Annotated in this window: 6 protein-coding genes; 1 reads left to right on the top strand and 5 read right to left on the bottom strand. The window is 67.0% G+C overall.

Annotation, left to right across the window (positions count from 1 at the left end; translation table 11 throughout):
• Positions 1–135 precede the first annotated feature (135 nt).
• The 5 genes from yccS to ABE522_RS16660 all read right to left on the bottom strand — a co-directional run bounded on the left by yccS (position 136) and on the right by ABE522_RS16660 (position 12,409).
• On the bottom strand, positions 136–2,334 hold the full coding sequence (yccS, locus tag ABE522_RS16640) for a YccS family putative transporter (protein WP_346592652.1): 2,199 nt from the start codon (positions 2,332–2,334) through the stop codon (positions 136–138).
• 79 nt (positions 2,335–2,413) lie between these two features.
• Positions 2,414–4,453 (bottom strand): TonB-dependent siderophore receptor, encoded by a 2,040-nt coding sequence (locus ABE522_RS16645; protein ID WP_346592653.1) that lies wholly within the window; start codon positions 4,451–4,453, stop codon positions 2,414–2,416.
• A gap of 233 nt (positions 4,454–4,686) precedes the next feature.
• A complete protein-coding gene (locus tag ABE522_RS16650; protein ID WP_346592654.1) occupies positions 4,687–7,809 on the bottom strand; it encodes an efflux RND transporter permease subunit in 3,123 nt (1,040 codons plus the stop codon).
• 31 nt (positions 7,810–7,840) lie between these two features.
• Positions 7,841–11,092 (bottom strand): efflux RND transporter permease subunit, encoded by a 3,252-nt coding sequence (locus ABE522_RS16655; RefSeq protein WP_346592655.1) that lies wholly within the window; start codon positions 11,090–11,092, stop codon positions 7,841–7,843.
• A gap of 75 nt (positions 11,093–11,167) precedes the next feature.
• Complete coding sequence (locus ABE522_RS16660) at positions 11,168–12,409, bottom strand: efflux RND transporter periplasmic adaptor subunit (RefSeq protein WP_346592656.1); 1,242 nt, start codon at positions 12,407–12,409, stop codon at positions 11,168–11,170.
• Positions 12,410–12,594: 185 nt separating this feature from the next.
• On the opposite strand from ABE522_RS16660, the gene ABE522_RS16665 reads away from it, so the two are divergent.
• Positions 12,595–13,914, top strand: coding sequence for a M20 family metallopeptidase (locus tag ABE522_RS16665; RefSeq protein WP_346592657.1), 1,320 nt, complete (start codon positions 12,595–12,597; stop codon positions 13,912–13,914).
• Positions 13,915–14,063: the final 149 nt, after the last annotated feature.

Raw genomic sequence — 14,063 nt, forward strand, 5'->3', positions numbered from 1 at the left:
GGGAGGCTATGCGGGGCCTTGAGCGGCAGGAGCCGCGAAGAGCTACATGGACGTACTTGCGCGTGCCCCGCATAGCCTCCCCGCCCGGCCCACTCAACGCTGTGGCTTCAAACAGCAGCCACCCGCGAGGGGGTCTCACCCGTTCGCAGCCCGCTCCCGCACCGGTCCCTGCACCGCCTCATCGGCCGCCCTGCGCAGCTTCGGCAGCAACCGCAATGCCAGCGCCACCTGCGTGCGGATCAACTGCAGTTTTGGTGGCATCGCATCGTCGAACTGCTCCAGCTGCTCTGCAATGCCGCGGTCGCCCTCGCCGTCATCGTCCACGATCGGCTGGCGTTCGGCCAGCGCGGTGGCCAGCTGCTTCAGCGACTGCTGCACGCGTTCGCCGGCGGACAACGCCAGCGGGTCCTGGGCAAAGCTGTCGACCTGGTCGCGATGCGCGCCCAGTGCGGACAGATGGCCCAGCAGCGTGTTGGACAACGCCAGGAAGCGGAAGCTCGCATCGAGGTTGCGGCGGACATGGCCGGGCTCACGCAGCATGTTCGACAACGCCGTGGACAGCGCTGCATCAGCATTGTGCATGTCGCGCCGCGCGATGCGGTAGGCAAGGTCATCGCGCATGCCGCTGCGGTACTGGCCCAGCACCGCTTCCAGGTAGCGCGCGGCACTGTCCAGTACGCGTGCCAGTACCTTGTTGAGCTGGCGACCCTGCCAGTCCGGCAGGATCAGGAAGGCGGCAGCGGCGGCGATCGCGCAGCCGAGCACGGTGTCGACCATGCGCGGCACGATCAGCAGGAAACCATCGCCGATCAGGTTGAAGCAGGTCAGCGCCATCACCGTGATCGCGCCGGAAGCCACCAGGTAGCGGTCGGTACGGGTGAAGAAGAACAGCAGCGCCGACAGCAGTGCGATCAGCAACTGGCTGTGCAGGTCCTGGAACAGCTGCAGCAACGCCCAGGTCAGCACCAGACCGCCCAGCGTGCCGGCGATCCGCTGCGCAAGGCGCTGCCGCGTGGCGCCGAAGTTCGGGCGGCACACGAACACGATGGTCAGCAGGACCCACGAACCGTTCTGGAAATTGAACAGCGAGATGGCCGTGAACCCCACCACCAGCGCGATCGCCATCCGCAGCCCGTGGCGGAACAACACCGAGCCCGGGGTCAGCTGCTGGCGCAGGCGCGTGGCCATCTCACGCAGGGTATGCGGGTTGTTGTCGCGCAGGCGGGTGTCGACGTTGTCCAGCGTGGAATCTGAATTCTCGGCATCCAGCAGGCGGCGGCCAATGCTCTGCAGGTTGTGTACCAGCAGGTCCAGCGAGGCCAGCAGCCGACGCCACTGCGGGCGGTCCTGTGCACGCAGGAAGTCCAGTGAGTCAACCAGATCGCGCGCGGCCTGCTGGTTGCTGTCGCCGTACACGAACGGGCGGCGCACGCGGATCGCTTCCCCCAGCCGGGCGCAGGCCTGCCCCTGCAGGTCCAGCAGGCGCTGGCAGCGGTACAGCACGTCACTATGGAAGAACGCGTCCACCAGTGCCCCGTACGGGTAGTGCGACGAGCTGGCGCGTTCGTGGAAATCCTGCGCGGTGTAGTACAGCCGCAGGTACAGCCCGGAGTTCACGGCGGGACGTCCGGAGCGACCGAAGCGGGCCAGGATGGCGGTCTTGGCGATGTTCAGCGCTTCCACCACCCGGCGGTTCTGTTCGGCCAATGCCAGCTGCCTGCGTTGCAGGTCGGCCTCGCGCACCGGCTCGAACAGGGTGGCCTTCAACTGCAGGTAGCGGCCCAGTTCAACGTACAGGCGCGCTACGCGTTCGCGCACCGGGCGGTTGGCGAACAACGCCGCCCACAGGATCGACAGCAGCCCATACCAGCTCGCACCGGCCAGCAGGTGGCTGACCGCATCCAGTGACGTACGCCAGTCATCGGCGCCATGTTGTTCCAGTCCGATCATCGTGTAGATGGACAGGGTCACGGTGGCCTGGGCGATGGAGGCATAGCGCTCGCCCAGTCCGCCGAGCAGGGTCAACCCGAAGGTAGACAACGCCAGCGCACTGATGAACACCCAAGGCATCGGGAACAGCCATACCACCGCGGCCGCCGCCAGGCTGAAACACAGCAGCGACAACACCACGGCCTTGCTGCGGCCCCAGGCGTTGTCGTCGGTTTCGGCGATGGCGCTGGCGATGATGCCCAGGAATACACCGGGCAATGCGGGCAGCGCGTCGAAATGCCAGCACACCGCCATCGCCGTACCCAGGGCAATGAAAACACGAAGCCCATAACTGGCTTTCTCGTGCGCCCACAGGCGGCTAAGACGGGATTCTCGGGCGGACATGCGGGCTCGGCAGCAGCATCAGCCTCCATTATTGCGGCACCCGCGTGAAAAAGGGGACGGAGGCCGTCCCCTGTATGGGTCAGAGGTCCAGGCGGACGCTGACGGCGAAAGTGCGCGGCAGCCCGACGCCTGCGTTGGACCAGTACCGGCGGTTGGTCAGGTTCTCCACGCTGCCACGCCAGGTGACGGCGTGACCGGCGGCCTGCATGTGGTAGCCGACGCCGGCGTTGAACAGCGTGTAATCCGGCAGCTTCAAGCTGTTGTCCGCGTCATACCAGACATCGCCGTAGTAGCGGCCAGCCGCGTAGGCCTCCCACCCCTCCACCCAGGGTAGCTGCCAGGTGGCGTGCAGCACGCCGCTCCAGCGCGCCGCGCCGACGGTGCGATTCCCCTGCTGGCCTGCGCTGTCCGGTGACAGCTTGTCGTAGGTCGGGTCGAGCCAGGTGGCACCACCGCCGAGCGTCAGCGCATCGGTAACCCGCACATCGGCACTGGCTTCGATGCCTTCGTACAGGGTGATGCCGTCCTGCACCAGCAGCCTGCCGACATCGGTGAGGCGGTCGATGTTGGCACCGCGCTCCAGCCGGAAAGCCGCCACGTTGCCACTCCAGCGTGACGATTCGATCTTCGCGCCCACTTCCAGCTGCTTGCTGATGGTGGGATCGAGCACGTCGCCGGCATTGATGTAATCGGTGCCGACCCGGCTTCCCGCTTCCAGCGACTCCACGTAGCTGGCATACAGCGTCCAGGCGTCATCGGGCTTGAACATCACCGCGTAGGTCGGTGTCACCGGATAGGTGTGGTAGCTGCCCTTGTTCTCGAAATCGTTGTAACGCGCACCCAGCAGCACCGACCAACCGTGGCCGACGTCCACCGTATCACTGGCGAACAGGGCTTTCTGCACGGTCTCGCTGCCGCGGCTGAGCACGCGCGAGCCGACTGCATCATGGCGCAGCGTGGGGCGCTGGTAGAGGTTGCCGCGGCCGATGGTGCTCCACTCATATGGGCGGTCCCAGCCAAGTCCGGTCTGGTGGCTGACACCGGCTACCACCTGGTGCTTCAGCGGGCCGGTCTGGAAGCTGCCCTGCAGCAGCGCCTGCGCCAGCTTCCACTCGCTCTTGCCGCCGAGCTCGTAGACATTGACGTCGTAGTCTCCGTTGGTATCGTCGATGTAGGCGAAGATCTTGTTGACGTCGTTCCAGGAGGTGGTGAAGCCGTAGCTGAAGGTGGCCTTCCAGAGGCTGCTGATCTGCCAGTCCAGCGCGGTCGACAGCAGGCTGGAGCGGGTGTCGTAATAGCTGCCCGGGATGCTGTTGTCGACATCGCCGGCAACCGCACGCGGCAGTGAGGTCAGGCCGATGAAGTAGTACTGTGGCGACTCCTCGGACAGATCGCGCTGCTGGAACACGCCGTCGAAGGTCCACGTCACCGCATCGCTCAGTCGTGCGTCCAGCGACAGCGCGGCGACCTTGCGGTCGACTTCACCGCCGTTGAAGGTTTCGCCCTTTTCCTGGTAAGCGTTGAAGCGGTAACCGAACATCTGCTCATTGCCGAAGCGGCCACCGGCGTCGACGCCGGCGCTGACGATGCCCTGCTCGCGCCAACCCAGCTGCGCGGACAGCGTGGCGGTGTCGGTCGGCTTTCTGGTCACGTAGTTGACGATGCCGCCGGGCTGGCCGAAGCCATACATGAAGCCGCCGGGGCCCTTCAGCAGCTCGACCTGCTCCATGACTTCCAGTGGCCATTCGGTGCCCCACGAGGACACCTGCAGGCCGTTGACGCGGTAGCTGTCGTAGCTGAGGTCGATGCCGCGGTTGCGGATCGGCGAGCTCCAGCCACTGGCATACGCACTGACCTGGGTGGTGACCGACGGGTCCAGCAGGAACGCTTCGCCGAGCGATACCACCTGACGCTGCTCGATCTGCTCCCGGCCGACGGCGGTGATCGCGAACGGGGTGTCGTGCAGGCTGCGATCGCCCAGCGCGCCGGTGCTGGCGTGGGTGCGTTCGGCGGTGACTTTCACCGCGTCCAGCTCGGTGGCGGACTGCGCGTGCACGGTGAAGGCGCAGGGCAGGGCAGCAGCCAGCAGGGCGCGGCGGGGGAAACGGGACAACGGCATCGAAGGAGTCCTCCGCGGACAGCACAGCGCCGTCCGCGATCAGCAGATGGCGGGAGAGGGTCGATGGCTGGATCAGGCAGGCTGGCCGGGAACCGGCAGCGGGGGCGCCGCAAAGGGGCGTCAGACCGTGGCTGGCGCGCATCTTAGCAAAAAGGGGACGGAGGGGATTAAGTCGTTCATCGCCCTTTGCGAGCTGAAAGCGACTTAATCCCCTCCGTCCCCTTTTTGGCGGCTCAGGCGCGGGCGGCGCGCTTCAGCAGCTTCTTTTCGCGGCGGCGGGTGCGCCAGCTGCGCCAGTGCTGGGCCAGGCAGGAGAAGATCACGTACAGCGCCGGTGTGCTGAGCAGGGTCAGGCTCTGCGAAAACAGCAGGCCACCGATCATCGCGATGCCCAGCGGGCGGCGCAGTTCCGATCCTTCGCCGATACCGATCGCCAGCGGCACCGCGGCGAGGATCGCCACCATGCTGGTCATCATGATCGGGCGGAAGCGCACGATGCTGGCTTCGCGCGCGGCTTCCAGCGCACTCTTGCCGTGCTCGCGCTGGGCCACCACCGCGAAGTCGATCATCATGATCGCGTTCTTCTTGACGATGCCGATCAGCAGCACCAGCGCGATCATCGATATCACCGACAGTTCGGTGTTGGTGCCGTACAGCGCCAGCAGCGCACCGACGCCCGCAGCGGGCAGGGTCGACAGGATGGTCACCGGGTGGATCAGGCTTTCGTACAGCATGCCCAGCACCAGGTACACGGTCATGATCGCGGCCATCACCAGCACCAGCATTTCCATCGGGTCCGAATCGAAACCGAATCCACCGCCCTCCGCCAGCCGGATGTCGCCGGGCATGCGCATGCCGGCCACGGTGCTGTCGATGATCGCCTTGGCCTCGCCCATGCTGGTGCCCGGCGCCAGGTTGTAGCTCAGCTCCATCGTGGTGTACTGGTTTTCGTGGGTGATCTGCGAAGGCGCCAGGCCGGGGACCTGCTCGGCCACCGCGGTGAGCGGCACCATCTCGCCATTGCCCGCACGCACGTACACCTGGTCCAGTGCACCCGGGGTTGCGGTCTGCTCGGGCAGGGCGTTGACCACCACGCTGTACTGGTTGATGTCCGAATAGATCGTGGAGATCTGGCGCTGGCCGAACGCGCCGTACAGCGCACCGTCGATGGCACCGATCGAGATCCCCAGGCGCGCGGCCTTGGCCCGGTCGATGACGATGTTCTGGCGCAGTCCGGCGTCGTCGACATCGGTGCCCACGTCGGCCAGCTTCGGGTTCTTCTTCAGCACCGCCTGCAGCTTGGGCAGCCACTCCTGCAGCTGCGCCAGGTCGTTGCCCTGCAGGGACACGCGATACTGCGCGCCCTGGCTGGAGCCGCCGCCATCGTTGCTCGGCAGGTCCTGGATGGCGCGCAGGCGCAGCTGCAGGTCGGGGTAGCGGTCGGCCTTGGCGCTCAAGCGCGACAACGCCTGCGCGGTGGTTTCGCGGCGGCCGTCTTTGCGCGCTTTCAGTTCGATGTTGAACTGCGCGCTGGACCCTTGCCGGCCACTGCCCAGGCGTACGCCGACGGTCTTCACCGCCGGGTCGGCCATCAGCATGTCGGTGATGCGGCGCTGGCGGTTGACCATGTCTTCGAAGGACACCGTCGCGCTGGAGTTGGCACGGCCCCAGATCAGGCCGGTGTCCTGCGGCGGGAACGCACCCTTCTTCACCGCACCGAACAGGAAGATGGTGACGCCGATCAGGATCAGCGGGGTCAACGACAGCAGCAGCGCATGGCGCAGCGAGAAGTCCAGCAGGCGGGTATACACGCGCAGCATGCGGTCGTGCCCGGCGTCCAACCAACGGCCGAAACGGGTCGGCTTGCCAGCATCGGCGTGGGGATCGAGGAAGCGGCTGCACAAGGCCGGGGTCAGCGTCAGCGAGATGATCATCGACACCACGATGGCCGCCACCAGGGTGACGGTGAACTCGCGGAAGAACGCGCCCATCATCCCCTTGGCGAACAGCAGCGGGATGAACACCGCGACCAGCGAGGCGGTGATCGACACGATGGTGAAGCCGATCTCGCGCGCGCCGGTGAAGGCGGCCTGCATGCGCGGCATGCCCTCGTCCAGGTGGCGCATGATGTTCTCGATCACCACGATCGCATCGTCCACCACGAAGCCGATCGCGATCACCAGGGCCAGCAGGCTCAGGTTGTTCAGGGTGAAACCGAGCGCGTACATCACCAGCGCGGCACCGGCCAGCGACAGCGGCACGGTGACGGCGGCGATCAGCGTGGGCGCCAGCCGGCGCAGGAACAGCGCCATGGTGAGCACCACCATCGCCAGGGCGATAAGCAGGGTGATCTGCACCTCGTGCAGCGAGCCGCGGATGGTCGGGGTGCGGTCGAAATACGGGGTCAGCGTGGTGCCCGGCTGCAGGTAATCGCGCAGGGTGGGGATCTGCTCCTTGACCCGGTCCACGGTCTCCACGATGTTCGCACCGGCGCGGGTGAACACATACATCACCACGGCGGGTTTGTGGTTGAACCACGCCGCCTGGTAGGCGTCCTGCTGGCCGTCGTAGACGTTGGCGATGTCCTGCAGGCGGATGATGCGCCCGTCCGCGCCGGTCTTGATGATCAGGTTGGCGAAGTCCGCCGCGCGTGCCACCGAATCGTTGGCGATGATCGCGGTGGTGGTGTTGCCATCGCTGAGGAAGCCGGTGGGCGAGGTGACGTTGGCCGCGCGGACCGCATTGCGCAGGTCATCGGCGGTCAGCCCCAGGGCATTCATCAGCCGCAGGTTGACGTCCACACGCACTGCCGGCGTGGAGGCGCCGGCGATATCCACCGACGACACCCCGGTGATCTGGCGGATGCGCTGGGCCAGCAGCGAATCGGCTACGTTGTAAAGATCGTCGGCCGACTGCGTTTCAGAGGTCAGCGCGATGGCGATGACCGGGTCATCGTTGGGGTTGGCCTTGGAAAACATCGGCGAACCCAGCCCGGACGGCAGGTCGGCCTGGGCCGAATTGATCGCCGTCTGCACGTCCAGCGCCGCCGAATCGATGTCGACATCGCTCTGGAAGATCATGAACACCAGCGAGCTGCCTTCCGAGCTCGACGAGCGCATGCGGTCGATGCCGGGCAGCTGGCCGAGGTGGCGTTCCAGCGGCGCGGTGACCGTGGAGGCCATGGTCGACGCATCGGCGCCGGACTGGTTGGCATGCACGAAGATCACCGGAATCTGGATGTTCGGCAGCGCCGACACGCCCAGTTTCAGGTAGCAGATCAGGCCGATGATGAACAGGCCGATCGCCAGCAGCGCGGTGCCGATCGGGCGGCGGATGAAGGGGCCGGAGATGTTCAATGACGTACCCCGTCCCTGCACGCGGACGCGATCACGCCTGCGGCTCCCGCGCCGGGCCGTGGCCTCGGCGGGCCTCCCGGCGCAGCGCACGCTGTTCGCGGCGTCGCGCCAGCCATTCGGAGAACCGCTCCATGTACAGGTAGATCACCGGCGTGGTGTACAGGGTGACCAGCTGCGACAGCAGCAGCCCGCCGACGATGGCGATGCCCAGCGGCCGGCGCAGTTCCGAGCCGATGCCGGTGCCCAATGCCAGCGGCAACGCACCCAGCATCGCCGCAGCGGTGGTCATCATGATCGGGCGGAAGCGCAGCAGGCAGGCACGGCGGATCGCCTCGTGCGCGTTGGCGCCGGTGCGCCGCGCTTCGATGGCGAAGTCGACCATCATGATGCCGTTCTTCTTGACGATGCCGATCAGCAGCACGATGCCGACGATGCCGTCCACCGACAGGCTCAGCCCGCTCAGCATCAGCGCCAGCAGTGCGCCGACGCCGGCCGGCGGCAGGGTGGAAATGATGGTGATCGGGTGGATGTAGCTTTCATACAGCACGCCCAGCACGATGTAGATCACCACCAGCGACGCCAGCAGCAGCCACACCACGTCGGTCTGGCTGCCGGTGAACTCGGCGGCCTTGCCGATGAACTGCGCGTGCACCTGCGAGGGCAGCTGCAGGTCGGCCTGGGTCTCTTCGATGGCCTTCACCGCTGCGGACAGCGAGTAGCCCGGGGCCACGTTGAAGGAGATCGTCACCGCCGGCAGCTGCTGCTGGTGGCTGACCACCAGCGGGGCACTGGTCACCTTGCTGTCGGCCAGCGCGGACAACGGAATGATGCCGCCGCCGCCCACCGTGATGCCGGTGTTCTGGTTGCCGATGCCGGTCGCGGTGGACGAGTTGGACGAGGTCACCTGGCCGAAACTGGTGGCATTGGTGCCGGTCAGTGCGCCGGTGCCGTTGGAGGCGACCGCCAGCTGTTCCATCAAGGCAGTGCTGGTGCGGAACTCCGGCGCGACTTCCAGCACCACGCGGTACTGGTTGAGTTCGGTGAAGATGGTGGAGATCTGGCGCTGGCCGAACGCATCGTAGAGCGTGTCGTCGATGGTCTGCATCGGCACGCCGAGCACGCTGGCCTTGTCGCGGTCGATGTTCAGTTCCAACGCGCGGCCCTGGGTGGACAGGTTGTTGTCCACGTCGGCCAGCTCCGGGCGCTTGCGCAGCGCTTCGGTCATGCGCGTGGCATGGGTGGCCACTTCATCGGCCTGCACGTCGGACAGCACGAACTGGTAATCGGTGGCGGCCACGCGCGTGTCCAGGGTCACGTCCTGCACCGGCTTCAGGTACAGCGCGATGCCCGGGATGTCACGCACGGCGTGCTGCAGGCGCGGCAGGATCACGTCCATGCCGTCGCGCTCGCCGCGCTCTTTCAGCACGATCGACAGCTGGCCCTGGTTGAGCGTCGGGTTCATGCTGCCGGCGCCGATGAACGCCGACACCCCGGTCACGTCCGGGTCCTTGCGCAGTGCCTCGGCCACGGCCTTGGTGCGCTGTTCCATCTGTGGGAAGGCCACGTTCTGGTCGGCCTGGACCACGGCGGTGATCATGCCGGTGTCCTGGTCGGGCAGCAGGCCCTTGGGGATCAGCAGGTACAGCACCACGGTCAGCAGCAGCGCCGCGCCGGCCACCGCCAGAGTGATCGGCTGGTGGGCCAGCACCCAGTCCAGGCTGCGCTCGTACAGCCCGACGGTGCGACTCCACAGGTTCTGCCTGCCGGCCGCCGCCGAACGCTCATGCGCGTCTTCGCCTTCCGGCAGTTCGTCCGGCTTGAGCAGGTAGGCGCACATCATCGGGGTCAGGGTCAGCGAGATCAGCATCGACAGCGTGACCGCGATGCTCAGCACCCAGGCGAATTCATGGAACAGTCGGCCGGTGACACCGGGCATCAGCAGCAGCGGCAGGAACACGGCCACCAGCGAAACGGTCAGCGACAGCACGGTGAAGCCGATCTGGCGGGCACCGATCTCCGCCGCTTCCTTGCCGCTCTTGCCCTGTTCGATGTAGCGGACGATGTTCTCGATCATCACGATCGCATCGTCGACCACGAAGCCGGTGGCCACCACCAGCGCCATCAGCGAAAGATTGTCCAGCGACATGCCGGCGAAGGCCATCACTGCGAAGGTGCCGGCCAGCGACAGCGGTACCGCCACCGACGGAATGATGGTGGCCCACAGGCGGCGCAGGAACAGGAAGATCACCGCGACCACCAGCCCGATGGTCAGGATCAGGGTGAACTGCACTTCATGCACCGAGGCACGGATGGTTTCGGTACGGTCGGAGAAGATCTCCAGGTGCACGTCGGCGGGCAGGACGCCCTGCAGCTGCGGCAGCAGGGCACGTACGCGCTCCACCGTCTGCACGATGTTGGCACCCGGCTGGCGGCGCACTTCCAGCAGTACCGCCGGCTTGCCGTCGGCCCACGCCGCCAGCTGGTCGTTCTCCACGCCGTCCACCACGTTGGCGACGTCGGACAGTCGCACCGGCGCGCCGTTGCGGTAGCTGATGATGGTGTCGCGGTATTCGGCGGCACTGGTCAGCTGGTCATTGGTGCCGATGCTGTAGGACTGGGTCTTGCCGTTCAGCGAGCCCTTCGGCGCACTGACGTTGGCCTGGGTCAGCGCGCTGCGCAGGTCTTCCAGGGTCAGGCCCATGTTCGACAGCTGCGCCGGATTGACCTGGATGCGCACGGCGGGGCGCACGTTGCCGGCGATCGACACCAGGCCCACGCCCTGCACCTGCGACAGGCGCTGGGCGAGGATCGAATCGGCGTAGTTGTTGACCTCGCGCAGCGGGCGCGTATCGGAGGTCAGCTTCAGGGTGACGATGGCCGCATCGGCCGGATTGACCCGGTTGTAGACCGGCTGGTAGGGCAGCGAGGAGGGCAGGGTGGCCTGGCGGATCGCGGCCTGCACGTCCTGCGCAGCGATGTCGATGTCCCGTTCCATCGAGAACTGCAGGATGATCGTGGACAGCCCGGCCGACGAATCGGAGGTCATCAGCTCCAGCCCGGAGATCTGCCCGAACTGCCGTTCCAGCGGCGTGGTCACCAGCGAGGCCATGGTGGTGGCGTTGGCACCGGGATACTGCGTGGTGACTACCAGGCTGGGCGCATCGATTTCCGGCAGCGCCGATACCGGCAACTGGCGGTAGCCGAGGATGCCGAGCAGCAGCAGGCCCGCCATCAGCAGCGAAGTGGCGATCGGGCGGCGGATGAAGAGGGTCGAAAAGCCCACGGGCGGATCCTTGCTGGAACGTCATGACAGCGCCGGCAGAAGTGCCGGCGCCGGTAACTCAGGCGATGCCCGCGCTCAGCGCGGGCCACCACCGCGGCGGCCGCCGCCGTTCTGCTGCTGTGCCGCCTTCAGTTCGGCTTCGGTCGGCGCGGCCGGGGTCTCGCCCGGCTTCAGCGCGTTGACCTTGGCGCCCGGCTTGAGCCGGAACTGGCCTTCGCTGACCACCCGCTCGCCGCCCTTCAGGCCTTCGGTGACCTGTACGTGGCTGTCACCGACTTCGACGCCGCTGCGCACGGTCTGCATCTTGACCGTGTTGTCGGCCTGCACCACATACACGAACTCACCGTCGGGTCCGCGCATCACGGCCTGGGTGGGAATGACGATGCCGCCGCCGATGGTGCGCAGCTGCAGCCGCACGTTGACGAACTGGCCCGGCCACAACAGGTTGGCCTGGTTGTCGAACAGGGCGCGCGCGCGGAAGGTGCCGCTGTCGCTGCTGATCAGGTTGTCCACCACGTCCAGCGTGCCGTCGCCGCTGATGACATGGGCATCGGTGCGGTCCAGCGCGGCGATCCGCACCGCGCCGGCCAGCTGGGCGGCGCGCACGTCGCCCAGCTGGCGCTCGGGCAGGTTGAACACCACGTGGATGGGGTGCACCTGGGTCAGGGTGACCAGGGCGGTACCGGCGCTGACCACGTTGCCGGCGTCCACCGCGCGGATGCCGGCCACGCCGGTGATCGGCGCGGTGACCCGGGTGTACTGCAGCTGCACCTGGGCGGCGCGCATGCTGGCCTCGTTGGCGGCCACCGCGCTCTCGTACTGGGCCACCTGGTTGCGCTGGGTGTCCAGGTCGGTCTTGGCAACGTACTGGGCATACTCCGGTGCGCTGGAGCGCTGGTAATTGGAGCGTGCGGTGGCCAGCTGGGCCTGGTTCTGGCGCTTGGCGGCAGCCGCCTCGTCGTAGCTTGCCTGCGCGCTGCGCGGGTCGATCACCGCCAGCACGTCACCCTTCTTCACTTCCTGGCCTTCGCGGAAGTTCAGGCTCATCAGCTGGCCGCCGATCTGCGGACTGACGGTGACGGTATTCATCGCGCTCACCGTGCCCAGCGCGCTGGCGTACACCGGCACGTCCTGGCGCTGCGCTTCGACCACGGTCACCGGTACCGGGCCGGCGTCGGCCTGCGGCCCGCCACGCTCAGCGCTGGCGGCGGCGTCGCCGGACGGTTGCTCCTTGCCACCACCGGCCATGCGCAGGCCGATGAAGACGACCACCAACACTGCCACCACCAGCAGCACGATCTTCCACAAACGCGACATTCCAATCACTCCTGGGGGCTGGGCCGGGCAAGGCGCACGGCTGGCAAGGTGCCAAGCATACCTGCGGGCGGTGCCGCTGCCTGCATGCCAAAAGGGCCGGATGCTCCGACCCTGCCAGCGTGCGAAGGTTCCCGAACGGGGCGGCTTGGCCTACATTCAAGGGCAACCCTACCGTGGAGATCCCGATGCCCCGTCGCGCGCTGCTGTCATCCGCCCTGTTGCTGGCCCTGCCGATGCTCGCCCACGGCCAGACCGCCGAGCGCCCCGAGGTTGCCGCCGCCGCCCAGCGCCTGCAGGCCCAGGTGGTGGAGTGGCGTCGCGATTTCCACCAGCATCCGGAATTGTCCAACCGCGAGGAGCGGACGTCGGCTGAAGTCGCCAAGCGGCTGCGCGCGATGGGCCTGAAGCCGAAGACCGGCATCGCCCACCACGGCGTGGTGGCGATCATCGAAGGCGGCAAGCCCGGCCCGAAGATTGCGCTGCGCGCGGACATGGATGCGCTGCCGGTGACCGAACAGACCGGGCTGCCGTTCGCCTCCAAGGCCACCAGCACCTACCGCGGCCAGCAGGTCGGCGTCATGCATGCCTGCGGCCACGATGCGCACACCGCCACCCTGCTGGGCGTGGCCGAAGCGCTGGTGGCGATGCGCAAGGACCTGCCGGGCCAGGTCATGCTGATCTTCCAGCCGTCCGAGGAAGGAGCGCCGCCGCCGGAAGAGGGCGGTGCGGCGTTGATGCTGAAGGAAGGCGTGTTCGCCGATTTCAAGCCGGAGGCGGTGTTCGGCCTGCACGTGTTTTCCAGCGTACAGGCCGGCAGGATCGCGGTACGCGGTGGTCCACTGATGGCGGCATCGGATCGTTTCGGGATCAAGGTGATCGGCCGCCAGACGCATGGTTCGGCCCCGTGGAACGGGGTGGACCCGATCGTGGCCACGGCCGACCTGATCGGCACCGCGCAGACCATCGTCAGCCGTCGCACCAACCTGTCCCAGCAGCCGGCGGTGGTGACCTTCGGGGCGATCAACGGCGGCATCCGCTACAACATCATCCCCGACGAGGTGGAGATGGTCGGTACCATCCGTACCTTCGACGAGGGCATGCGCCAGCAGATCTTCGCCGACCTGCGCAACGTCGCCGAACACACCACGGCGGCGCACGGAGCGACGGCGGTGACCGAGATCTACGAGGCCGAAGGCAACCCGGCCACGGTCAACAACCCGGAGCTGACCGCCCGCATGCTGCCGAGCCTGCAGGCGGTGGTGGGCAAGGACAATGTGTACGAGCCGCCGCTGCAGATGGGCGCGGAGGACTTCTCGCTGTTCGCCCAGGAGGTACCGGGGATGTTCTTCTTCGTCGGTTCCACCAGCGAGGGCATCGACCCGGCGAAGGCGCCGGCGAACCATTCGCCGAAATTCCTGCTGGATGAAAAGGCGCTGGATGTCGGCCTGCGGGCGTTGCTGCAGGTCAGCCTGGATTACCTGCACGGCGCGCCTGCGCAGGGGTGAGTATTTGCCGGCACTTGCTCAAGTGCAGAAGCCAACGTCAAGAGCTGCAGGGCTGGTTGTTGGCGGGGCGGGGTGGCTGTGCAGGACACGCCGTGAACCCATCCATGGGGGCTCGCTTTTCGCATCCATGCGAAAAGACGGTCCTGCAC

It is taken from the genome of Stenotrophomonas lacuserhaii, from assembly GCF_039674585.1.
Lineage (GTDB): Bacteria > Pseudomonadota > Gammaproteobacteria > Xanthomonadales > Xanthomonadaceae > Stenotrophomonas > Stenotrophomonas pennii_A.